The sequence below is a fragment of the Parazoarcus communis SWub3 = DSM 12120 genome (assembly GCF_003226565.1).
In the GTDB taxonomy this organism is placed as follows: Bacteria; Pseudomonadota; Gammaproteobacteria; order Burkholderiales; family Rhodocyclaceae; genus Parazoarcus; species Parazoarcus communis.
In genome coordinates this window covers 135,567-157,045 of the sequence record NZ_QKOE01000001.1, presented here as the reverse complement: position 1 = coordinate 157,045, position 21,479 = coordinate 135,567, and the positions used below count along the sequence as shown (strand labels likewise).

At 61.5% G+C, this 21,479-nt stretch carries 22 protein-coding genes; 17 read left to right on the top strand and 5 right to left on the bottom strand.

Translation table 11 applies throughout. The annotated features are described in order from the left end of the window. The first annotated feature begins 14 nt into the window (after window positions 1–14). The 4 genes from coaBC (at window position 15) to DNK49_RS00680 (ending at window position 2,892) form a co-directional block, all read left to right on the top strand. Complete coding sequence (gene coaBC, locus DNK49_RS00695) at window positions 15–1,223, top strand: bifunctional phosphopantothenoylcysteine decarboxylase/phosphopantothenate--cysteine ligase CoaBC (RefSeq protein ID WP_110522397.1); 1,209 nt, start codon at window positions 15–17, stop codon at window positions 1,221–1,223. 11 nt (window positions 1,224–1,234) lie between these two features. Next, entirely contained in the window at window positions 1,235–1,684 is a 450-nt protein-coding gene (dut, locus tag DNK49_RS00690) for a dUTP diphosphatase (RefSeq protein WP_110522396.1), read from the top strand. A 4-nt stretch (window positions 1,685–1,688) separates the two neighbouring features. Then, window positions 1,689–2,162, top strand: a complete 474-nt coding sequence (locus tag DNK49_RS00685; RefSeq protein ID WP_110522395.1) for an NUDIX hydrolase — start codon at window positions 1,689–1,691, stop codon at window positions 2,160–2,162. Between the two features lie 109 nt (window positions 2,163–2,271). Further along, window positions 2,272–2,892 (top strand): c-type cytochrome, encoded by a 621-nt coding sequence (locus tag DNK49_RS00680; protein WP_110522394.1) that lies wholly within the window; start codon window positions 2,272–2,274, stop codon window positions 2,890–2,892. Between the two features lie 87 nt (window positions 2,893–2,979). Here DNK49_RS00680 and DNK49_RS00675 read toward each other — a convergent pair whose 3' ends face one another. Together DNK49_RS00675 and DNK49_RS00670 are read right to left on the bottom strand one after the other, a co-directional pair. Further along, the gene (locus tag DNK49_RS00675; protein ID WP_110522393.1) at window positions 2,980–4,254 is read right to left on the bottom strand and encodes an NAD(P)/FAD-dependent oxidoreductase; all 1,275 of its coding nucleotides are present in this window, start codon (window positions 4,252–4,254) and stop codon (window positions 2,980–2,982) included. Window positions 4,255–4,269: 15 nt separating this feature from the next. After that, a complete protein-coding gene (locus tag DNK49_RS00670) occupies window positions 4,270–4,569 on the bottom strand; it encodes a c-type cytochrome (RefSeq protein ID WP_110522392.1) in 300 nt (99 codons plus the stop codon). A gap of 263 nt (window positions 4,570–4,832) precedes the next feature. Here DNK49_RS00670 and DNK49_RS00665 point away from each other — a divergent pair, with 263 nt between their 5' ends. The 9 genes from DNK49_RS00665 (at window position 4,833) to DNK49_RS00625 (ending at window position 12,548) form a co-directional block, all read left to right on the top strand. Beyond that, window positions 4,833–5,189, top strand: coding sequence for an ArsR/SmtB family transcription factor (locus tag DNK49_RS00665; protein WP_110522391.1), 357 nt, complete (start codon window positions 4,833–4,835; stop codon window positions 5,187–5,189). A gap of 47 nt (window positions 5,190–5,236) precedes the next feature. Continuing rightward, window positions 5,237–6,574: a sulfite dehydrogenase gene (gene soxC, locus DNK49_RS00660; RefSeq protein WP_110522390.1), complete on the top strand. Its 1,338-nt coding sequence runs from the start codon at window positions 5,237–5,239 to the stop codon at window positions 6,572–6,574. Continuing rightward, window positions 6,558–7,634: a c-type cytochrome gene (locus tag DNK49_RS00655; RefSeq protein WP_110522389.1), complete on the top strand. Its 1,077-nt coding sequence runs from the start codon at window positions 6,558–6,560 to the stop codon at window positions 7,632–7,634. Before soxC ends, DNK49_RS00655 begins: the two co-directional genes overlap by 17 nt. Before the next feature lie 28 nt (window positions 7,635–7,662). Then, the gene (gene soxY / locus DNK49_RS00650) at window positions 7,663–8,130 is read left to right on the top strand and encodes a thiosulfate oxidation carrier protein SoxY (protein ID WP_110522388.1); all 468 of its coding nucleotides are present in this window, start codon (window positions 7,663–7,665) and stop codon (window positions 8,128–8,130) included. Between the two features lie 30 nt (window positions 8,131–8,160). After that, window positions 8,161–8,472 carry a thiosulfate oxidation carrier complex protein SoxZ gene (gene soxZ, locus DNK49_RS00645; protein WP_165843247.1) on the top strand — a complete coding sequence of 104 codons (312 nt, stop codon included), beginning with the start codon at window positions 8,161–8,163 and terminating at the stop codon, window positions 8,470–8,472. Between the two features lie 138 nt (window positions 8,473–8,610). Beyond that, complete coding sequence (gene soxA, locus DNK49_RS00640) at window positions 8,611–9,414, top strand: sulfur oxidation c-type cytochrome SoxA (RefSeq protein WP_110522939.1); 804 nt, start codon at window positions 8,611–8,613, stop codon at window positions 9,412–9,414. A gap of 13 nt (window positions 9,415–9,427) precedes the next feature. Further along, window positions 9,428–10,027, top strand: a complete 600-nt coding sequence (gene soxX, locus DNK49_RS00635) for a sulfur oxidation c-type cytochrome SoxX (RefSeq protein WP_110522387.1) — start codon at window positions 9,428–9,430, stop codon at window positions 10,025–10,027. Window positions 10,028–10,140: 113 nt separating this feature from the next. Next, window positions 10,141–11,865, top strand: a complete 1,725-nt coding sequence (gene soxB / locus DNK49_RS00630; protein WP_110522386.1) for a thiosulfohydrolase SoxB — start codon at window positions 10,141–10,143, stop codon at window positions 11,863–11,865. Window positions 11,866–11,957: 92 nt separating this feature from the next. Next, window positions 11,958–12,548 carry a rhodanese-like domain-containing protein gene (locus DNK49_RS00625; protein WP_207806852.1) on the top strand — a complete coding sequence of 197 codons (591 nt, stop codon included), beginning with the start codon at window positions 11,958–11,960 and terminating at the stop codon, window positions 12,546–12,548. Between the two features lie 138 nt (window positions 12,549–12,686). Here DNK49_RS00625 and DNK49_RS00620 read toward each other — a convergent pair whose 3' ends face one another. Further along, window positions 12,687–13,142, bottom strand: a complete 456-nt coding sequence (locus tag DNK49_RS00620; protein ID WP_110522384.1) for a universal stress protein — start codon at window positions 13,140–13,142, stop codon at window positions 12,687–12,689. A gap of 245 nt (window positions 13,143–13,387) precedes the next feature. Between DNK49_RS00620 and DNK49_RS00615 the strand changes: the two genes are divergently transcribed. The 3 genes from DNK49_RS00615 (at window position 13,388) to DNK49_RS00605 (ending at window position 16,043) form a co-directional block, all read left to right on the top strand. Beyond that, complete coding sequence (locus tag DNK49_RS00615; protein ID WP_110522383.1) at window positions 13,388–13,642, top strand: DUF4212 domain-containing protein; 255 nt, start codon at window positions 13,388–13,390, stop codon at window positions 13,640–13,642. 9 nt (window positions 13,643–13,651) lie between these two features. Beyond that, window positions 13,652–15,508, top strand: a complete 1,857-nt coding sequence (locus tag DNK49_RS00610) for a sodium:solute symporter family protein (RefSeq protein ID WP_110522382.1) — start codon at window positions 13,652–13,654, stop codon at window positions 15,506–15,508. 148 nt (window positions 15,509–15,656) lie between these two features. Next, entirely contained in the window at window positions 15,657–16,043 is a 387-nt protein-coding gene (locus DNK49_RS00605) for a hypothetical protein (protein ID WP_110522381.1), read from the top strand. Between the two features lie 36 nt (window positions 16,044–16,079). Here the strand turns inward: DNK49_RS00605 and DNK49_RS00600 are convergent, their stop codons facing one another. Together DNK49_RS00600 and fusA are read right to left on the bottom strand one after the other, a co-directional pair. Continuing rightward, window positions 16,080–16,340, bottom strand: a complete 261-nt coding sequence (locus DNK49_RS00600; RefSeq protein ID WP_110522380.1) for a DUF4212 domain-containing protein — start codon at window positions 16,338–16,340, stop codon at window positions 16,080–16,082. A gap of 80 nt (window positions 16,341–16,420) precedes the next feature. Next, on the bottom strand, window positions 16,421–18,469 hold the full coding sequence (fusA, locus tag DNK49_RS00595; protein ID WP_110522379.1) for an elongation factor G: 2,049 nt from the start codon (window positions 18,467–18,469) through the stop codon (window positions 16,421–16,423). 197 nt (window positions 18,470–18,666) lie between these two features. On the opposite strand from fusA, the gene DNK49_RS00590 reads away from it, so the two are divergent. Then, entirely contained in the window at window positions 18,667–21,384 is a 2,718-nt protein-coding gene (locus DNK49_RS00590; protein WP_110522378.1) for a cation-transporting P-type ATPase, read from the top strand. The last annotated feature ends 95 nt before the right edge of the window (window positions 21,385–21,479 follow it).

Below are 21,479 nucleotides of genomic sequence, written 5' to 3'. Positions count from 1 at the left end.
ATTATCTTAATGTCATGAATGAGCTGCAAGGTCGCAAGGTTGTCATCGGCGTGACCGGTGGGGTTGCCGCATACAAGGCGGTGGAGTTGGTGCGCCTGTTGACCAAGGCCGGTGCCGAGGTTCACGTCGTGCTCACCGAGGGGGGCGCCCGTTTCGTGACCGCGGTCACCTATCAGGCGGTGTCCGGGCATCCGGTGTGGTCGGACCTGTGGGATCCGCGGATGGATAACAACATGGCGCACATCGACCTCGGTCGTGCCGCCGATCTGGTACTGGTGGCGCCGGCTACGGCCGACTTCATCGCACGACTGGCGCAGGGGCGGGCGGATGATCTGCTGAGCACCTTGTGTCTGGCGAGGGATTGCCCCTTGATGCTGGCGCCCGCGATGAACCGCCAGATGTGGGAGCACGCCGCGACCCGGCGCAATGTGACGCAGGTGCAGGCCGACGGGGCTGTCATCGTCGGCCCGGCGGCGGGCGAGCAGGCGTGCGGCGAGGTTGGCATGGGCCGCATGCTCGAGCCTGAGGCCTTGTTCGAGTCGGTATGCGCCTTCTTCACGCCGAAGCGTCTGGCCGGACGTAAGGTTGTGATCACCGCCGGCCCGACCTTCGAGGCCATCGATCCGGTGCGCGGCATCACCAACAGCAGTTCGGGCAAGATGGGGTATGCCATCGCCACTGCCTGTGTCCGTGCCGGAGCGGAAGTCGTGCTGGTCAGTGGTCCGGTGATGCTGCCGGCACCCTTGGGCGTACGGAGGGTGTCGGTCAGCAGTGCGTTACAGATGCGCGATGCGGTTTTTGCTGCGCTGCCTGGCGCTGACGTGTTCATTGGCGTCGCTGCGGTTGCCGACTACCGGCCTGTGCAGGCGGCCGAGCACAAGATCAAGAAATCCGGGGCCTCGATCAGTATCGACTTGACGCCCAATCCCGACATCCTGGCAGAGGTCGCCGGCGGGCCGAACGCCCCTTTCTGTGTCGGTTTTGCAGCGGAAAGCCGTGATCTTGACGGCTATGCCGAGGGCAAGCGCCGCAGCAAGCGCTTGCCTCTGCTGGTAGGCAATCTGGTGGCCGACGGCCTGGGTGGGGATGACAACACCGTGATTCTGTACGACGATGCCGGCAAGCATCCGCTACCGCGAGCCGCCAAGCCGGTGATTGCAGAGCGCATTGTCGAACACCTGGCCAGCCTGCTCCCCGCAGGTGCCGGTCAGCTCCAAGCTTGAGGACTATTCGCATGCATCAAATCGACGTCAAGATTCTCGACGCGCGTCTGCGCGACCATCCGCCAGCTTATGCTACCGCGGGGGCGGCGGGGCTGGATCTGCGTGCCTGCGTCGATGCGCCGGTGCTATTGCATCCGGGCGATACCACACTGGTACCCAGTGGCATCGCGATTCACCTGGCGGATCCCGGCCTGGCGGCCATGGTGCTGCCGCGCTCGGGTCTGGGGCACAAGCACGGTATCGTGCTGGGTAATCTGGTCGGGCTGATCGATTCGGATTACCAGGGGCAGATCTTTGTCTCGGTGTGGAATCGTGGGCGTGACGTGTTCACCATCCAGCCGATGGAGCGGATTGCGCAACTGGTGGTGGTGCCGGTCCTGCAGGTCGGTTTCCGTCTGGTAGAGCGTTTCGATGATAGCGAGCGTGGCAGTGGCGGCTTTGGTAGTACCGGCAAACACTGACGTCATGAGTACGCGGTCTGCGGTTGGTGGGGCAGCGGGGTGTCTGGCGGGAGGGCATGCGGGTATCCCCACCGGCGTTCACATCCTTTGTCAGCAGGGCGACCGCGTACTGCTGCTGCGGCGGGCTGGTACTGGCTTCTTCGATGGGCTCTACAGTCTGCCGGGCGGACATGTCGAGCCTGGCGAATCGGTACTGCAAGCCGCTTGCCGCGAGTTGGCCGAGGAGGTGGGGTTGACGGTGCTGGCGGCTGACCTTGTCTGGCTCGGGGTTGTTCATCGGCTGTCCGACACCAACCGGATCGATTTCTTTGTCCGCGCGCTGCACTGGCAGGGTGAGCCGCGACTGCTCGAGCCCGAGAAGTGTGACCATATCGACTGGTTTGTCCGTACCGGGCTGCCTGCTGAACTGGTGCCTTATGTACGGACCGCGCTCGACAGCGGGGAAGGGCCATGGATGCTTGAGTTGGGTTGGCGCTGAAGCGAGCTTGCGCGATACATGCGCCGATATGAAGTTTTGCGTATTAAAGCATTCTGATAATCTTCTTTACTCGTGCTCGTTTCGAAGCATTCGACTGGGGGAGACAAGGATGACTGGATGGAAAGGCGCCCTGTGTGGCGGGCTGGCTGGCCTGGGGCTGAGTGCGGCAGTGGTGGCGGCGGATTTTCCGCCGGTCGATCTGGCGCGTGCCGAGGAGATCAACATGGGGCGCTGTTTTCTTTGCCACGGTGCAGAAGGTGAGAGCTCGACTGCGCTCTATCCCCGGCTGGCAGGGCAGCACTACCAGTACATTGCCAAGCAGCTGGCGGACTTCAAGTCGGGCAAGCGCAAGAGCGACACCATGGTCAATATGTCAGCCGAGTTGACCGAAGACGAAATGCTGGCGCTTGGCGTGTATTTCGAGCAGAAGCCGACGCGTCCGCAAGAGGTCAAGGATGGCGAACTGGCTGCGGTCGGGCAGTTCATTTTCCGGCGGGGAAATGAGTACGCTGGCGTGGCGGCCTGTGCCACCTGCCACGGAGAGAAGGGCTTGGGCACGTCCCAGTTACCCCGTCTGGCGGGCCAGGTGCCGCAATACACCGAAAGTCAGCTACGCTCGTTCAACAAGCGGGAGCGCACCAACGACAACGCGATCATGCATTCGATCGCCTCGAAGCTCTCCGAGCTCGAGATCAAGGCCGTCGCCCTGTACATCAGCTCCCTGAACTGACCCGGCGCATCTCGTATCCAGAAAAAGAGGGCCGCACGGCCCTCTTTGCATCTATAGCCCGCATGATGCGGGCTATCCGCTCAGTGCTTACGCCAGCATGTCGGCCCAGATGTTCTGTGCCCAGGCAAGTGCGTACTTGCCTTCGATCTCGTTGGCGGCCACCGATACGCCACCCGCGCCGGCAACGGGCATGGGTTGCTTCTTTTCGGCGTCGTACTGATGCACCGAGGCGACGTGGATGACGTTCTTTGCGTCCACGAAGCTGTAGCAGGTGTTCATGACCACCGGGTTCGGGTTGGGCGGTTCGCCAGCGAGCAGATTGATGATGGCTGCGGCAACCACCTTGCCGTGCTGGTTGGCCATGTGGCCGGATTTGGGCATGGTCGGCGCGGGGAACAAGGCGTCGCCGATGACATGGACGCCGGGCACACCCTTGGCTTCATAGGTCAGCCAATCGATGTCGACCCAGCGATCATTGACCAGCGGCAGACCCGATCTGGTGGCGATGTCGCCGGCACGCATCGGAGGGATGATATTCAGCACGTCAGCCTGCACCTTGTCGAACTCAAGCTCCGCGGTACGACTCTTGGCGTCGACGCTGCGGATCTCGCTGTTCGGGCGGTACTCGATCATGCCCTTGTAGCTTTCGAAAGCCTTGGTAAATAAAGGTTTCTTGGACTGGATCTCGCCGTTGGCATCGAGCACCAGCACTTTGGATTTTGGCTTTGCCTGGCGCAGGTAGTTGGCCACCACGCAAGCGCGCTCGTAAGGCCCGGGCGGGCAGCGATAGGGGGCTTTCGGGATCTGGATGGCGAAGACGCCGCCGTCCTTCATGTCCTGCAGCTGCTGGCGCAGCAGCGCGGTTTGCGGACCCGCCTTCCACGCGTGCGGAATCAGTGCCTCGTTGCCGGCCAGGCCTTCGATTGCACCGAACATGAAATCGATGCCGGGTGACAGGACGACGCGATCATAGGTGATGACACCGTTCTTTGCGGTCGTGACGGTGCGCTTGGCCGGATCCAGGCCCACTACCTCGTCCGTCAGGACGCGCACCCCCCACTTCGATTTCAGGTTGTCGTAGCTGACGGTGATGTCCTTCATCTCCTTGACGCCACCAATCACCAGATTGGAGATCGGGCAGGAGATGAAGTCGGTATTGCGTTCGATCAGTGTGACATTGACGCTGCCGTTGCTCCACATGCGCAGGTACTTGGACACGGTGGCGCCGCCATAACCGCCGCCGACCACAACGACATGGCCGCCCGCGCCGCTGCCGGTGCTGGCGCAGCCCGCGAGCCCGACCAGCGAGCTGCCGGCGGTGAGGATGCCTGCAGATTTCAGGAATTCACGTCTGTTCAGCATGGTGTCTCCTCCGGCTTATTTCTGCGCTGCGAAGTACGCAGCGATGAGATCAATCTGTTCGTCGGTATAGCCTTTGGAGATCTGATGCATGATCGACGCGGGTTTCGCGCCCGATTTGAAATCGGCCATTTTCTGCACCAGTTTTTCCTTGGGTTCGCCGGCAAGGCTGTCCATGCCGCCGACGCTCTTGCCGTTGGTGCCGTGGCAGTTGGCACAGGTTGCAGCGAGGTTGCGGCCCAGGTTGGGGTCTTTGGCTTGGGCAATGCCGGCCGTTCCAGCCAGGCACAAGCTGATCAATGCAAGTTTGATGCGCACGTTTTCCTCCTCGTTGCGTGTTTTGGTTTCGCGTCGTCGGCGGGCAGGGCTGTCACGTCCCTCGGCTACTCACGACGGATGGGTGCAAGGACGCCATGGCGCAAAAGTATATCCCACGAGATGCCGGCGCAATCCCTAGTTTTTTGCAGAACTTATGCACAAGTTCGATATGGGACGGTGGTGCGATGCACAAATATTAGCGGTTGACCATATGAGTCTATAGTTATACAGTTTTTCAATCATATACAAGACCCGTAACCGCCATGGACGAGCTGAACAAGGTGTTCGAAAGCGTCGCCGAATACTTCGGCCTGCTTGCAGAGCCAACCCGGCTGAAGATCCTGCACTGCCTGTGCAATGGCGAGCGTGCAGTCAACGAAGTGGTGGATGCGGTTGGCCTGTCGCAGGCCAACGCCTCCAGGCATCTGAACATGCTGTATCGCGCTCGCGTGGTCGATCGACGCCGCGAAGGCAGCCAGGTCATCTACCGCATCATCGATCCGAACTTCACCGATCTGTGCCGCACGGTCTGCGTCAGCATCGCATCGCGCAACGACATGAGTGCGCCCAAGCGGGAGAGTCTGCTCCGGCTGGAGCAGGAGCTGGGCGCAGGTCACTGAGGCAGCCATCAAAAGCGTTTGAAGATATAAAGAGGGGGAGCGTACGTATGGCAAATAGCGAACTCCGGCTTGGCCGGATCCGACCCGCGCCCGAGAACTTCCTGTCCGACGAGCAGATTCAGTCGGTCAAGGAAGGCAGGCGTGATTTCTTGCGCAAGGCGTTTCTCGGCGCCAGTGCAGCAATGGCGGTACCTGCAATGGCGCGGGCGGCGGGGCCGGGCGATCCGGCCATCCTGAACCTGCCTGCATGGACCACCAGTCTTGGATTGCCTGTGGCGGCCAATCCGTATGGCATGCCGTCAAAATACGAGCGTGGTCTGGTACGACGTGAAAGTCCCGGCCTGACCCGCGTCGGGGGCTCGTCAGTCGCATTCACGCCCTTGCAGGGGCTGTTTGGCATCATTACGCCGTCGGGCCTGCATTTCGAACGTCATCACCAGGGCTGGCATGACGTCGACCCGTCCCAACACCGGCTGATGATCAATGGCATGGTCAAGACCAATGCGGTGTTCACCATGGATGACCTGATGCGCCTGCCGTCGGTGTCGCGCATCCACTTCATCGAGTGTGGCGCCAACACCGGTATGGAATGGGGCAATGTCGCGGTGCCGACGGTGCAGTACAGCCACGGCATGCTGTCCTGTTCGGAATTCACCGGCGTGCCGCTCAAGGCCATCCTGGACATGTGTGGTGCGGACTACAAGAAGGGCCGTTTCATCCTCGCCGAAGGGGCCGATGGTTCGTCGATGACACGGACGATTCCGATGGAGATGGTCGAGTCGGGCGAGGTGCTGGTGGCCTACGGCATGAACGGTGAAATGCTGCGGCCGGAGAATGGCTACCCACTGCGTCTGGTGGTGCCGGGTGTGCAGGGCGTGAGCTGGGTGAAGTGGTTGCGCCGCATCGAGGTGGGCGACAAGCCCTGGGGTGCCAAGGACGAAGCCGTGCATTACATCGACCTGATGCCGGACGGCCTGCATCGCCAGTACAGTTCGGTACAGGAGTGCAAATCGGTCATCACCACGCCGTCGGGCGGTCAGATCCTGCTCGACAAGGGCTTCTACAACATTTCCGGCATGGCGTGGTCGGGCCGCGGCAAGGTAACCCGGGTCGATGTTTCCGTCGATGGCGGCATCAACTGGCGCCCGGCGCGACTCGAAACACCGGTGTTGTCGAAGGCAGTCACCCGCTTCAACGTCGATTGGGTGTGGGATGGCAAGCCCGCAATCCTGCAGTCACGTGCGGTGGATGAGACCGGTTATGTGCAGCCGAGCTATGGCCAGTTGCGCGCGGTGCGTGGTACCAAATCCATCTATCACAACAACGCCATCCAGTCCTGGAAGGTGGTCGAATCCGGGGAGGTGAGCAATGTCCAGGTTCTCTAAGACGCTGATGGCCTTGTTCGTGGGGGGCGCGACCATGGCGGCCCTCGCTCCGGCGATGGCGTTCGATCGATACCAGGGGATTGGTCGCCCGGCAACGGCTTCCGAAGTCAAGGCCTGGGACATCGATGTGCGCCCCGACTTTGTCGGGCTGCCCAAAGGGCGGGGCACGGTCGACCAGGGGGTCGAGTTGTGGGAAACTCATTGCGCCAGCTGTCACGGCGCTTTTGGCGAATCCAACGAGGTGTTTACCCCTATTGTTGGCGGTACCACCCAGGACGACATCAAGACCGGGCGGGTCAAGGCGCTGGTGACCGGTGACGCGCCGCAGCGTTCGACCCTGATGAAGGTACCGACGGTGTCCACGCTGTTCGACTACATTCAGCGCGCCATGCCCTGGACTGCGCCGAAGTCGCTCAAGCCTGACGAGGTCTACGCCATCCTGGCCTATATCCTCAACCTGGCAGATGTCGTGCCGGCGGATTTCGAGCTCAGCGACGAGAACATCCGCGAGGTACAGGAGCGCATGCCCAACCGCAACGGCATGACGACCGATCATGGCATGTGGCCGGGGGCCGGTGCCGCCAAGGGTGGCATTGGCAACGGTGGCAAGCCTGATGTCAAGAACGTTGCGTGCATGAAGGACTGCAAGAAGGAAGTGCAGATCGTTTCTGCGCTGCCCGACTACGCTCAGGACGCACACGGCAACCTTGCCGAGCAGAATCGTCCGGTCGGCCAGACCCGGGGCAAGCAGACCGGGACGCCTGCCGAGCAGAAGGGCGATGCCGCACCTTCTGCTGCTGCGGCGACACTGGCGCTGGCAAACGAGAAAGGCTGCATGGCCTGCCACGGGGTGTCCAACAAGATCGTGGGTCCGGGCTATAACGAAATTCTGGCCAAGTACAAGGGTCAGACGGATGCCGAGGCGAAACTGATCGCCAAGGTCAAGGCCGGTGGCCAGGGGGTCTGGGGGGCGGTGCCGATGCCGCCTCAGGGCCATGTGAAGGACGAGGAGATCAAGCAACTCGTCCAGTGGATTCTGGAAGGCGCGAAAGCGCAGTAGTACACAACTCATCATGAGGAGAGACGGGATGAATCATCAACGCAGGGACACCCTGAAGGCGGGCGGCGGCCTTGGTATCTTCGGTCTGCTGGCGGCAGCCGGCATGATCAAGCCGGAAATGGCCGAGGCAGCCTGGAACAAGGCAGCATTCGATGCCCACAAGATGGACGATGCAATGAGCGCACTGGGTGCGGGCAAACCGGCCGAAAGTGCCGACGTGCAGATCACTGCACCCGATATCGCCGAGAACGGTGCAGTGGTGCCGGTTGGTGTGGTGAGCAACATCGCCAATACCGAAAGTATCGCGATCCTGATCGAGAAGAACCCCGCCATGGTTGCGGCGACCTTCGACATTCCGGCAGGCACGGTTGCCGACGTGCAGACCCGGGTCAAGATGGGGCAGACCTCCGACGTCTACGCCGTGGTCAAGGCTGACGGCAAGTTCTACATGGCCAAGAAAGAAGTGAAGGTCACCCTCGGCGGCTGCGGCGGCTGATCAGGCATACGAAACCAAGGAGATAGATCGATGGCAAATCCGATGCGTATCCGCGCTGCGGCCAAGGATGGCGTGACCGAAGTCCGCGTGCTGATGTCCCACGTCATGGAGACCGGTCAGCGCAAGGACTCCTCCGGCGCGGTGATTCCGGCTCATTTCATCACCGAGCTCACCGCCAAGCACAACGACAAGGTTGTGCTGTCGGCGCAGTTCGGCCCCTCCGTGTCCACCAACCCCTATCTGGCGTTCAAGTTCAACGGTGGCGCCAAGGGCGACAAGGTGGTGGTCAGCTGGGTCGACAACAAGGGCGACAGCCGGACCGACGAAGTTCAGGTTGCCTGATTCTGGGTCGTGATCGGACATGGCGGCCTCGCCGGCTGCCATGCCCTTGCAGGTCAAAACAAGCAGGAGGCCCGTATCCTGATCGCATCGTCCAGCGATGTGCTCACGATGCTGGCGCTCGCTCCAGGAGGAGAGACAATGAAGAAAACCATCATGGCGGTGGCGATCGGTGCAGTTGCACTGACTGCTCCGAACATGCAGGCAATGGCCAGCGAAGACCTCAACTTCGATGCTTACCGACAGATGCTGGCCGATGGCAATCCGGCAGAGCTGTTCGAAATGGAAGGCGAAGAGCTGTGGCGTACTGCCCGTGGTCCAAAGAACGCCACGCTCGAGCAATGCGATCTTGGCGTTGGCGCCGGTGTCGTCGACGGTGCTGCAGCGCAGTTACCGCGCTTTTTTGCCGATACGGGCAAGGTGCAGGATCTCGAGTCCCGCCTGATGCACTGCATGGAGACGCTGCAGGGTATTCCGTCTGCCGAAATCATCAACGGCAAGTTCCGTCAGGGTGAGCGCGGCAAGCTGGCATCGCTCGTTGCTTATGTGGTCACGCACTCCAATGGCAAGAAAGTCCAGGTCGATCTCTCGCATCCGAAGATGAAGGAGATGTACGACATGGGCGAGAAAGTCTTCTACTACCGTACCGGCGCAATGGATTTCTCGTGTGCTTCCTGCCATAGCCAGGACGGAAAGCGCATCCGCGCCACCCAGCTGCCCAATATCACCACCAGCAAGGGGGCTGCCGAGGGTTGGGGCTCCTGGCCTGCTTACCGGGTGTCCAACTCGCAGTTCTGGACCATGCAGCACCGGCTGTGGGACTGCTTCCGCCAGCAACGCACGGCTGAACCGGTGTTTGCGTCCGACGTGACCATTGCCCTGTCGGTGTTCATGGCGGGCAAGGGCAATGGCTACGAGGCCGTCTGGCCCGGTGTCAAGCGCTGATCGGGAGAATCACATGAAGAAAACCCTAATGTTTGCGCCGCTGGCGCTGTGTGCTTCCGTCTCGCTGGCCGCCGATCTGGATGCCAAGGTTGCCGAGATGATGAAGACTTCCTTCAAGGCCAATGGCATTGCGTCGATCGAGCGTCAGGTTCAGGACGAGGTGCAGAAGGCCTGTTCCAGCCCCACACAACCTGATGCCGCAACCATGAAGCGGCTGGAAGAGGCGCAGATGGCGACCATCCAGTGGCCTGCCAACGGTGATTACACAGGCGGTGACTGGAAGGAGGGGGCCAAGATCGCAATCAGCGGCCGTGGCCTGACCTGGACGGATCCAACGCCCGACAACAATGGTGGTGGCTGCTACAACTGCCATGCGATGGATCCGAAGGAAGTCTCCGCCGGCACCATCGGACCCAGCCTGGTCGGCTACGGCAAGTTGCGTGGCAACAGCGAGCCGATGGTCAAGTACACCTGGGGCAAGTTGTGGAACTCCAAGGCGTACAACGCCTGCAGTGACATGCCGCGCAACGGGTTCGGCAAGATCCTGACCGAGACGCAGATCCGTCACGTGATGGCTTACCTGTTCGATCCGGAATCGCCGGTCAACAAGTAATGATCTGACGATCGAGGGGCTCGGTCCGCATGGCGGGCTGGGCCTTTTTTCCGTCTTCGTTTATCAATATCTGTCGATATTCCACTTCATTCCGCGATTCAAGGATTCCGACCATGAGCATGAACCGCCGAGAGTTCCTCCAGGTGCTGGCCATTGCTGCGGCAGGTGGCATGACGCTGCACAGCGACATTGCCCGCGCCGAGGCTGCTGCTGCCAAAATGTACGAGCTGCCGAAGTTCGGCAACGTCAGTCTGCTGCACATGACCGATTGTCATGCGCAGTTGTTACCGATCTACTTCCGCGAGCCCAACGTCAACCTCGGCGTCGGCAGCATGCTCGGTCAGGCACCGCACGTCGTGGGCGACCGCTTCCTCAAGCATTTCGGTATCAAGCCCGGATCGGCAGAGGCGCACGCCTTTACCTATCTGGATTTTGTCGAGGCCTCCAGGACCTACGGCAAGGTCGGCGGCTTCGCCCACCTGTCGACGCTGGTCAAGAAGATGAAGGCCAGCCGCCCGGGCGCGCTGTTGCTCGATGGTGGCGATACCTGGCAGGGTTCGGGCACTGCACTGTGGACCAACGCGCAGGACATGGTCGATGCCTGCAAGCTGCTCGGGGTGGATGTGATGACCCTGCATTGGGAATCCACCTACGGTGCGGATCGGGTCAAGGAGATCGAGGAGAAGGACTTTGCCGGCAAGATCGACATCGTCGCGCAGAACGTCAAGACCACCGACTTTGAAGACCCGGTGTTCAAACCCTATGTGATCAAGAACATCAACGGCATTCCTGTCGCCATCGTCGGCCAGGCCTTTCCCTACACGCCGATTGCCAACCCACGCTGGATGACGCCCAACTGGAGCTTCGGCATCCAGGAACAGGGCATGCAGGAGGCAGTCAATGCTGCCCGAGCCGAAGGCGCACAAGTCGTGGTGGTGCTGTCGCACAACGGCATGGACGTCGATCTGAAGATGGCTAGCCGGGTGAGCGGTATCGATGCCATCTTTGGCGGCCATACGCACGACGGCATGCCTGCACCGACGGTGGTGCAGAATCCTGGTGGCAAGACCCTGGTGACCAACGCCGGTTCCAACGGCAAGTTCCTCGGCGTCATGGATTTCGACGTGCGCGACGGCAAGGTGCGGGATTTCCGCTACAAGTTGCTGCCGGTATTTGCCAATCTGCTGCCCGCAGATGCCGAAATGGCTGCCTTCATCGACAAGGTGCGCGCACCCTTCATCGAGAAGCTCAGCGAGAAGCTGGCAGTCACCGAAGGCCTGCTTTACCGTCGTGGCAACTTCAATGGATCGTGGGATCAGTTGCTGGTCGACGCACTGATTGCCGAGAAGGATGCAGAGATCGCATTCTCCCCCGGTTTCCGCTGGGGCACCTCATTGTTGCCGGGTGACACCATCACCATGGAGCACTTGCTCGACCAGACCGCGATCACCTATCCGTGGACCACGGTCACCAACATGAGCGGGGAGATGATCAAGACCATCCTCGAAGATGTTGCCGACAATCTGTTCAATGCGGACCCCTACTATCAGCAAGGCGGGGACATGGTACGCATCGGCGGTCTGCAGTACACCTGCGACCCGGCGGCGGCGATGGGCAAACGCATCGACAACATGATGCTCAAAGGCAAGCCGATCGAGGCTGGCAAGACCTACAAGGTTGCAGGCTGGGCGCCGGTGTCGGAAGAGGCGAAGGATTCCGGGCCCGCCGTCTGGGATGTGGTCGCCAATTATCTGCGCACGCAGAAGGTCATCACCCAGCGTCCGCTGAACCTGCCCACGCTCAAGGGGATGGATGGCAACCCTGGGGTCGCCGTCTGACGCTTGGCTTCGCCCGGCGTGGTGAGGCTTGTTGACTACGTTGGTATTTCAACTTGATGTCGTGCCAAGCCGGCACGACACCGGAGATCGTGATGAAGTGGATGCCTGTCCTATTGTTATCGGCAAGCTTGTTGAGCGGTGCTCAGGTTTTCGCAGCCGATTGGTCAACCTTGCCGGAGATCAAGCGCAGCGAACTGCAGTTGTACCTGACTCCGCAGGAAGCGCATGCGCTGAAGCAGCGTGAGGGCGACAAGGTGTTGTTCGTTGATGTCCGTACCCGTGCCGAGGCGCAATATGTCGGCATGGCAACAGGGGTTGATGCCCTGGTGCCCTTTGTGGAGCATCAGGAAATGTGGACCGACTGGGACGAGAAGCGTGGCATGTACCAGCTAGAGCCCTTTCAGGACTTCGTCCCCGAGATCGAGCGTCGGCTGCAGGAGAAGGGCTTGGGCAAGGATGCGACCCTGGTGCTGATCTGCCGTTCGGGTGACCGCAGCTCGAAGGCGGCTGATCGTCTCGCCAAGGCTGGGTATGCCCGTGTCTACAGCGTGCCGGAAGGCTTCGAAGGGGATATGGGCAAGGAGGGCGCCGCAGCGGGGCGTCGCGCCGTCAATGGCTGGAAGAACGCCGGGTTGCCGTGGAGCTACAAGCTCGACAAGGCGAGGATGTATTTTCCACGCTAGTCGAACCCGCTAATCTTCGGCTCTGCAGTAGGGCGGGTGGGCGCCTCGCTTCCATGGCAGGTGCTGCTGGCTGGCGAAAGCCCCGCAGGTCGAACGACTGCGGGGCTTTCGTCATTCTGCCGTCGGAATGGTTCCGGTTCAGTCGTGCCCGCGGACGATCAGCACCGACACATCGACCTTGCGCACCAGGTTTTCCGCAACGCTACCCAGCAGCAGGCGACGGAAACCGCGGCGGCCGTGCGAGCCAACCACCAGCAGGTCTGCACCTGACTGGGTGACAGCTTCTGCGATCTGGTCCGCTGCATGCAGGTCTTCCGAGGCCAGGAAACGCTCGCGTGGCGCCAGTCCCGCAGCGCGAGCCTTGGCACATGCTTCGGCCAGCACGCTGCGGCCGCTATCGAGCAGTGCATGCTGGATGCGGTCGCTGTCGACCAGCGTGACGCCGTGATTGGAAAAGGACTGCAGCACGGACTCATCGACTGCGTGCGCAATCTCGAGCACGGCGCCGTGAAGCTTTGCCAGCGAGATGGCCTCGTCGAGTGCCTTGGTCGACGTGCGGCTCTCATCGATTGCTACCAGAACGTGCTTGTACATCTTGGCTCCCATGCCGATTGGAACGATCCCGCCAAGACTAGCATTGCGCAGGGCGGCGCGGCATCGGCGTTTTCCTGTAAGCACATCGCGGATCCCCGCAGGACCTGGCCGAAAGCTGACAGCCGTGTTTCGGTTTGTAAGGCAGAAGTAAGATCCGCCTTCCTATAATGGCCCCGCAGTTTTGTGAATTGGCCCATTCAAGCCATTTATTGCAGTAAGGCAGTAACTCTTCAAGAGGAGACGTTATGGAAAACAACAGCAAGACGTACTGGGGAACAGTACTGGGCCTGCTGACCAAGATCCTGATCATCTGGTTCGTGGTCTCGTTCGGCGCAGGCATCCTCTTCGCACCGGAGCTCAACAGCATCTCGCTGGGTGGTTATCCGCTCGGTTTCTGGTTTGCTCACCAGGGGTCAATCTATGTCTTCATCGCGCTGATCTTCTGGTACGCGAAGAAGATGGGCGATATCGACCGCGAATTCGACGTCCACGAAGAATAAGGGGGACACATGGATCTTCAGACTCTGACCTATCTGGTCGTCGGCGCGTCGTTTGCGCTGTACATCGGCATCGCCATCTGGGCACGTGCCGGCAGCACCAGCGAATTCTATGCCGCGGGTGGCAGCGTTCACCCCATCACCAACGGCATGGCCACCGCTGCTGACTGGATGTCGGCGGCTTCCTTCATCTCCATGGCCGGCCTGATCGCCAACATGGGTTACGGCGGCGGCCTGTTCCTGATGGGCTGGACCGGTGGCTATGTGCTGCTGGCCATGCTGCTGGCTCCGTACCTGCGCAAGTTCGGCAAGTTCACCGTGCCGCAGTTCATCGGCGATCGCTTCTACTCCAAGACCGCATCCACGGTTGCGGTGGTCTGCCTGCTGACCGCGTCGCTGACCTACATCATCGGCCAGATGACCGGCGTTGGTGTGGCGTTCTCGCGTTTCCTTGGCGTGTCGAGCGACACCGGTATCTACATCGGTATGGCGATCGTGTTCATGTACGCGGTGTTCGGCGGCATGAAGGGCATCACCTACACCCAGGTGGCCCAGTACATCGTGCTGATCTCCGCTTACCTGGTGCCGGCGATCTTCATCTCGCTGCAACTGACCGGCAATCCGCTGCCGCAACTGGGTCTGGGTTCGAGCATCTCGGGTACCGATACCTCGCTGCTGAGCAAGCTTGACCAGGTCGTCACCGAACTGGGCTTTGGCCAATACACCACGACCACGGCCGGCTCCACGCTGAACATGTTCGTGTACACCATGTCGCTGATGATCGGTACTGCAGGTCTGCCGCACGTCATCATGCGATTCTTCACTGTTCCGACGGTGAAGGATGCGCGTAGCTCGGCGGGCTGGGCACTGGTCTTCATCGCCCTGCTTTACACCACGGCACCGGCTGTTGCTGCCATGGCCAAGCTCAACCTGCACGCCACGGTGAACACCGCGGTGGGTCTGGAAACGGCTGCGGATGGTCGTATGGTGGTGAATGCTGCTGCAGTCAAGGCCAACATCGATCCGTATGCGACCGAGTCGAGCCTGGTCTACGAGCAGCGTCCTGACTGGATGAAGCGTTGGGAAAAGACCGGTCTGCTGAAGTTCGAAGACAAGAACGGCGACGGCCGCATCCAGTACTACAACGACAAGACCAAGAGCGAAGCTGCCAAGGCCAAGGCCGAAGCTGCGGGCTGGAAGGGCAACGAGCTGACGGTCAACGCCGACATCATCGTGCTGGCCAACCCGGAAATCGCGCTGCTGCCGAACTGGGTGATCGCACTGGTGGCTGCCGGTGGTCTGGCTGCCGCACTATCGACCGCTGCCGGTCTGCTGATGGCAATTTCGTCCGCGGTGTCGCATGACCTGGTCAAGGGTGTCTTCAACCCGAACATCAGCGACAAGAACGAGCTGCTGGCAGGCAAGGTCTCGATGGCTGTGGCCATCGTCATCGCCGGCTACCTCGGTCTGAACCCCCCGGGCTTTGCTGCCGGTACGGTTGCACTGGCCTTCGGTATCGCTGCCTCTTCGCTGTTCCCGGCAATCATGATGGGCATCTTCTCCAAGAAGATGAACAAGGAAGGCGCGATCGCAGGCATGCTGGCGGGTCTGTTCGTTACCCTGTTCTACGTGTTTGCACACAAGGGCATCTTCTTCGTGAAGGGTACCGAGTTCGTCGATCTGATCGGCGGCCCGAACTCCTTCTTCGGCATCACGCCGGAAGCCTTCGGTGCAATCGGTGCGTTGGTCAACTTCATCGTCGCCTTCGCGGTCGATAAGGTGACCAAGGAGCCGCCCGAGCACATCCAGCACATGGTCGAAGCGGTTCGCATCCCGCGCGGTTCCAAGGCTGTGGATGGTGCGCACTAAGCAGGGCAGTTAGTCGATGTGTCTGCAGTGCCTGAGGGCGCTGCAGACTCAGAAAAGCCCCGCTCGATCCTGTGGCGGGGCTTTTTGTTTTGTGGCACCTTGCGGCTGCTCGCACAGTTGGCTGCAGCGTGTTCAAATGGAGTAGCACATGGTTTTCGATGTCAGTGTCGCCCTGAACCTGATCCTGTTCATAGCCTTGTTTCCCATCACCTTCTTCTGGCTGCGTCGCGCGTGGCGGATCGTGGTCAAGCGGGATTTCTCGGAAGTGGCGCTCAAGCGCGGCGAACCGCCTGCCAACCCTGCACCTTATGCCCCCTTTGCTGCAGCCATCAATATGGTGGGAGCCGGCGTGATCCTGTTTGTGATTTACGGTGTGGTGGTTCACCAGGTCGAGTTCGACACCTGGACTGCAATCGCCGGGTCGACGATCTGGATGAAGTTCATTGCCGACTTCATTCTCAGTCGTCAGGCGCACCCTATCGTGATCAAGAAGCGTAACAAGGCTGGTGGTACGGCAGGCGAGGCGGGCAAATAAGCCTTGCCCTCAGCGGGTAGGCAAGCGGCTGGCCCGTCAGCGGCGTTCGGAAACGCCGTAACGCCGATCCAGCCAGTTCATGACGATCACGTAGATGCCGATCAGCACAAGATAGGCGATCAGCGTGCCTTGGGCGAAAATGTAGAATCCCAGCGGAAAGCCCAGAAAGGACACATCGTTGAGCTCGTCGGCGTAATAGCCGGCGACGAAGGTCCCTGCGAACCACACCGTCAGCAATGTTGCGGTCAGCCAGAGGTTGCGGCGCCAGTAGGCGCGGTGGCGAGCGGTGAGGTCCATGTCCGTGATCTTAGCGCCAGTGTTGCCGGGCGGTATACCAAAAGACCTATACGCCCGGACTGACTGCGCGCTTGTTCGGCTTACTGAGTGGCACCGTGGGTGCCATGTGCCTGTATCAGTCGTGCCTGGGTCTCCGCAGGCGCGGCTTCATACCCTCCCGCATCGACCACGAACTCGCTTTCGCCCGCGCAGATCGCTTTCAAACGGGTCTCGAAACCCTCCATCGAGGCCATTGGCACCTTTGCGGAGATCAGCGTCCAGCCACTCGATGGACTGTCGGTCGACGTCACCCTGCCACGGCGGACTGCAAGTTCTGCACTGACTTCGCCAAAGTGCGGGTCGGCAACCTTGATGGTCAGGTCCAGGATGGGCTCCAGCACCTGGGGGCGAGCCGCGGTGACCGCCTCGATCAGGGCATGGCGAGCGGCGGTCACGAAGGAGACCTCGTTGGAGTCCACCGCATGATGCTTGCCGTCGGTGACGACGACACGCAGATCCTGAATCGGATAGCCTGCGATCGCCCCTTCGGCCAGCGCCTGGCGCACACCTTTCTCCACCGCCGGCATGAAATGGGTGGGAATGGCGCCGCCCTTGACCTCATCGGCCAGTTGCAGGCCGCTGCCTCGCGCCAATGCCTCCACCCGCAAGGCCACTTCGCCGAACTGACCTGCGCCCCCACTCTGCTTCTTGTGGCGGTAGCGTGCCTCGGCGGTTGCCGAGATGGTCTCACGATAGGGAATGGCCGGTGTGGCGGTGTCGAGTTCGAGATTCCAGCGCGTGGAAAGTTGATCCAGAACGATCTTCAGGTGCTGCTCGCCCAGCCCGCGGACGACGGTCTGGCGGCCACGGGTGTCGTAGCTCACCTCCAGGCAGGGGTCTTCATCGGTTAGGCGAGCGAGTGCCTCTGACAATTTATGCTCGTCAGCAGGTTTGCGCGCCAGCAGGGCCAGGCCAAAGACCGGCCGCGGATAGTCGGGCGGCGCAAGGTGGAAGTGATCTTCGTCATGAGAGTCGTGCAGTACCGCATCACGGTAGAGCTCATCCACTCTCGATACCGCGCATAGATCGCCCGGTACTGCTTTGGGCGTTTCCATCGTATTGCGCCCTTGCAAGCGCAGTAGATGGGTGGGGCGGAAGGGTTTGCGTCCATCACCGATGAACAAGGCACTGCTTGCGGTGATCTCGCCCTGATGAACCCGGAACAGGGCAAGCTTGCCCCGGTAGGGATCGTTGCTGATCTGGAAGACATGCGCCAAGGCGTGGCGCTCGCTTTCAGGCCTGACTTCCACGGCTTGTGCAGCGCTGCCTTCACCCTTGAGGAACCGTGGCGGATTGCCTTCGGTCGGGTCTGGCATCAGGCGGCCGAGGATGTCGAGCAGTTCGCGCACCCCGGCCCCGCTGCGTGCCGAGACAAAGCACACCGGTACAAGGTGGCCCTCGCGTAGTGCTTGTTCGAACGGTGCATGCAGTTGTTCGGGGTCCAGCGACTCACCTTGCTCGAGGTAACGCGCCATCAGCGCCTCATCGAGTTCCACCACCTGGTCGATGATGGCGTCGTGTGTTGCCTGGGGCGTGGAGAACGCGGTCGGGGTGTTCGTGGCGGGGGCAAAGAAGCAGTCCACCACCTGGCTGCCATCGGGCGTGGGCAGGTTGATCGGCAGGCATTCACGGCCGAATACCCGGGTAATCTCGTCCATCAGGGTTGCACAGTCTGCCGTCGCCGCATCGATCTTGTTGACCACGATCAGGCGACATTTGTCACTTGCTGCTGCCATCATGCGACGGGCGCCGCTTTCGATGCCCGCGGCAGCATTGACCACCACCGCCGCTGTTTCGACGGCCGGCAGGGTCGCGAGTGCTCGTCCGGCAAGGTCGGGCAATCCCGGCGTGTCCAGCAGGTTGATCCAGTGACCGGCCCACTCGAGGTGGGTGAGGGTGGCGCTCAGCGAGTGGCCCATGGCCTTTTCCTGCGGGTCATGGTCGGAAACGGTGTCGCCGCGTTCGACGCTGCCACGGCTGGAGATGGCGCCGGTTTCGGCCAGCAGGGCCTCCAGCAGGGTGGTCTTGCCGCTGCCGGCATGACCCAGCAGGCAGAGGTTACGGATATCGTGAACCGAGTTCGGTGTCATCTGGCGTCCTCCGGTGAAGGGATGCCCACAGTTTCTGCCTGACGCCATTGCTTGGCAATGCGCTGGGTCAAACTTTGCGGGACGGCAATCCGTCGGCGCATGCTCAAGCGCAGTCGATGGAACCAAACGACGGATTTGAGGTAGAACGATAAACGCATGCGCAAGCATGCTGACGACGCAATCAGGGAGTTTCGAACATGACGAAGGACTCATCCGCGGCTGCGACGGCAGACGCTCGGCCCCATCACGCCCTTGATGCCGAGATGGTGCTCGAACATCTGGGGGTCGAGCGTCATGCGGGCCTGACCCGACCGGAAGCCGAATTACGCCTCGAACGCTTTGGCCAGAACGCCTTGCCGCCGCCACGTCGGCGGGGCCCCCTGTTGCGCTTCCTGCTGCAGTTCCACAATGTGCTGATTTACGTGTTGCTGGTCGCCGGGGTGATCACTGCGTTGCTGGGTCACCTGATCGACTCCGGTGTGATTTTCGGTGTGGTGGTGATCAATGCGATCATCGGCTTCGTTCAGGAAGGCAAGGCCGAGAGTGCGCTCGATGCCATCCGCAACATGCTCTCGCTCAATGCTCAGGTGCTGCGCGAGGGGCATCGACAAGAACTCGAAGCGGTGTCGCTGGTGCCGGGCGACATCGTGTTTCTCGCCTCGGGTGACAAGGTGCCGGCCGATCTGCGCCTGATCGAGACACGCAGTCTGCGGATCGAAGAGGCTGCGCTGACGGGCGAATCCCTGGCGGTGGAGAAGCGGGTTGCCGCCGTGGATGAAGCGGCTGCGCTTGGCGACCGGGTCAGCATGGCCTACTCCAGCACGCTGGTGACCTACGGGCAGGGTGTGGGTGTGGTGGTCGCGACGGGGGCCCAGACCGAGATTGGCCGTATCAGCACCATGCTGAATGCGGTGGAAACCCTGACTACCCCTTTGCTGCGTCAGCTGGCTGCCTTCGGGCAGGTGCTGACCTGGGCCATCCTGGGTATCGCTGCCGTGGCCTACGGGTTTGGTGTGCTGGTGCGGGATTATGCGCCGGGTGAGATGTTCCTGGCTGCGGTCGGTCTGGCGGTTGCGGCGATTCCGGAGGGCTTGCCGGCAATCATGACCATCACCCTGGCCATTGGCGTGCAGGCTATGGCCCGGCGTCATGCCATCGTCCGACGCCTGCCGGCAGTGGAGGCGCTGGGCTCCGTGACGGTGATCTGCTCGGACAAGACCGGCACGCTCACGCGCAACGAGATGACCGTGCAGCAGGTGTTGACCGCTGATGGGGTGGTCGAGGTGTCAGGGGCTGGCTATGCGCCGCAGGGTGGGTTCAGTGCTGCCGGCCAGGAGCTTGCGCTGGCGGAATGCCCCGTGCTCGAGGACATCGGCCGTGCGGCACTGTTGTGCAACGATGCCAATCTGCTCCTCGAGGATGGGCATTGGCGCCTGGTCGGTGATCCGACCGAAGGTGCGTTGTTGACGCTGGCTACCAAAGCCGGGCTGGATGGCGCGTTCGAGCGCGAGGCCTTGCCGCGGACCGATGTGATTCCTTTTGAGTCCGAACACCGTTTCATGGCAACCCTGCATCACGATCATCAGGGGGGTGGTCGGGTATTCCTGAAAGGCGCGCCGGAGCGGGTATTGTCCTTGTGCTCAAGCGCGCGCGGTATGCAGGGTGAGGTGCCGATCGATGCCGATGTCTGGCAGGCGGCGATGGATTCCGCTGCAGCGCAAGGCATGCGGCTGCTGGCGGTTGCCGAACGAGCGTGTGTCGATGGTGTGTCTGCGATCAGTTTCGACGAGGTCGAGCAGGGCGGCTTCTGCCTGCTGGCCGTGCTGGGTCTGTCGGATCCCCCGCGGGATGAGGCAGTGAAGGCCGTTGCGCGCTGCCTGAGCGCCGGCATCCGGGTCAAGATGATCACCGGTGACCATATCGCCACGGCTCGCGCCATTGGCCAGCAACTGGGCATGGGCGAGCAGGTGCGGGCGATGACCGGTGCCGAGGTCGAGACGCTGGATGAACAGGCCTTGATTGCCGCGGTCGGCGACACCGACATCTTTGCCCGTGCCAGCCCCGAGCACAAGCTGCGTCTGGTCGAAGCCCTGCAGGCCCGGGGCGAGGTCGTGGTCATGACCGGGGACGGTGTCAACGACGCCCCTGCGCTCAAGCGCGCCGATGTCGGGGTGGCGATGGGGCGCAAGGGCACCGAAGCGGCCAAGGAGGCGGCCGAGATGGTGCTCGCCGACGACAACTTTGCGTCGGTCGCGGCTGCGGTGGAGGAGGGGCGGCGGGTCTATGACAACCTGAAGAAGGCGATTGTCTTCATCCTGCCGACCAATATCGGCCAGGCAGGCATGATTTTCTTTGCCGTGCTGTTTGGCCTGACCATGCCGATCACGCCTGCCCAGATCCTGTGGGTCAATATGATTACCGCGGTCACGCTGGCACTGGCACTGGCTTTCGAGGCGCCCGAGCGCAACATCATGCAGCGCCCGCCACGTTCCCCGGCCGAGCCGCTGCTCACGCCTTTTCTGATCTGGCGCATCGTCTTTGTAGGCCTGTTGCTGGTCGCGGGCGGCATGGGCTTGTTCCTGTGGGAAACCGCCCGTGGCGAGAGCCTGGAGGCAGCGCGTACGGCAGCCGTCAATGCCGTCCTGATCGGTGAGGTCTTCTATCTGTTCAATGTGCGCAGCTTCCGTGACTCCATCCTCAATCGCGAGGGCTTCTTCGGCAACCGCTATGTGCTGCTGGCAATTGCCCTGTTGTTGCTGAGTCAGGCATGCTTCACCTATCTGCCGCTGGCTCAGACCTTGTTCGGCACCGCAGCGATCGATGCCGATGCGTGGCTGCGCATCTTCGCGTTTGGGGGGCTGTTGATGCTGGTGGTCGAGGCGGAGAAGGCCTTGTTGCGCATGCGCAGCCGTTGACCGGGTGACGCGATACCATCGGGCGTGTCTGGCGCCCGATGGGGTGACCCCAGTGTCAGGTCATGCGGTGTAGCGGACAGATAGAACAAAAACAG

Excerpts from the sequence above, each read along its gene's own strand:
- coaBC (WP_110522397.1), top strand. The coding sequence starts at position 15 with ATGAATGAGCTGCAAGGTCGCAAGGTTGTCATCGGCGTGACCGGTGGG.
- dut (WP_110522396.1), top strand. The coding sequence starts at position 1,235 with ATGCATCAAATCGACGTCAAGATTCTCGACGCGCGTCTGCGCGACCAT.
- DNK49_RS00685 (WP_110522395.1), top strand. The coding sequence starts at position 1,689 with ATGAGTACGCGGTCTGCGGTTGGTGGGGCAGCGGGGTGTCTGGCGGGA.
- DNK49_RS00680 (WP_110522394.1), top strand. The coding sequence starts at position 2,272 with ATGACTGGATGGAAAGGCGCCCTGTGTGGCGGGCTGGCTGGCCTGGGG.
- DNK49_RS00675 (WP_110522393.1), bottom strand. The coding sequence starts at position 4,254 with ATGCTGAACAGACGTGAATTCCTGAAATCTGCAGGCATCCTCACCGCC.
- DNK49_RS00665 (WP_110522391.1), top strand. The coding sequence starts at position 4,833 with ATGGACGAGCTGAACAAGGTGTTCGAAAGCGTCGCCGAATACTTCGGC.
- soxC (WP_110522390.1), top strand. The coding sequence starts at position 5,237 with ATGGCAAATAGCGAACTCCGGCTTGGCCGGATCCGACCCGCGCCCGAG.
- DNK49_RS00655 (WP_110522389.1), top strand. The coding sequence starts at position 6,558 with ATGTCCAGGTTCTCTAAGACGCTGATGGCCTTGTTCGTGGGGGGCGCG.
- soxY (WP_110522388.1), top strand. The coding sequence starts at position 7,663 with ATGAATCATCAACGCAGGGACACCCTGAAGGCGGGCGGCGGCCTTGGT.
- soxZ (WP_165843247.1), top strand. The coding sequence starts at position 8,161 with ATGGCAAATCCGATGCGTATCCGCGCTGCGGCCAAGGATGGCGTGACC.
- soxA (WP_110522939.1), top strand. The coding sequence starts at position 8,611 with ATGAAGAAAACCATCATGGCGGTGGCGATCGGTGCAGTTGCACTGACT.
- soxX (WP_110522387.1), top strand. The coding sequence starts at position 9,428 with ATGAAGAAAACCCTAATGTTTGCGCCGCTGGCGCTGTGTGCTTCCGTC.
- soxB (WP_110522386.1), top strand. The coding sequence starts at position 10,141 with ATGAGCATGAACCGCCGAGAGTTCCTCCAGGTGCTGGCCATTGCTGCG.
- DNK49_RS00625 (WP_207806852.1), top strand. The coding sequence starts at position 11,958 with ATGAAGTGGATGCCTGTCCTATTGTTATCGGCAAGCTTGTTGAGCGGT.
- DNK49_RS00620 (WP_110522384.1), bottom strand. The coding sequence starts at position 13,142 with ATGTACAAGCACGTTCTGGTAGCAATCGATGAGAGCCGCACGTCGACC.
- DNK49_RS00615 (WP_110522383.1), top strand. The coding sequence starts at position 13,388 with ATGGAAAACAACAGCAAGACGTACTGGGGAACAGTACTGGGCCTGCTG.
- DNK49_RS00610 (WP_110522382.1), top strand. The coding sequence starts at position 13,652 with ATGGATCTTCAGACTCTGACCTATCTGGTCGTCGGCGCGTCGTTTGCG.
- DNK49_RS00605 (WP_110522381.1), top strand. The coding sequence starts at position 15,657 with ATGGTTTTCGATGTCAGTGTCGCCCTGAACCTGATCCTGTTCATAGCC.
- DNK49_RS00600 (WP_110522380.1), bottom strand. The coding sequence starts at position 16,340 with ATGGACCTCACCGCTCGCCACCGCGCCTACTGGCGCCGCAACCTCTGG.
- fusA (WP_110522379.1), bottom strand. The coding sequence starts at position 18,469 with ATGACACCGAACTCGGTTCACGATATCCGTAACCTCTGCCTGCTGGGT.
- DNK49_RS00590 (WP_110522378.1), top strand. The coding sequence starts at position 18,667 with ATGACGAAGGACTCATCCGCGGCTGCGACGGCAGACGCTCGGCCCCAT.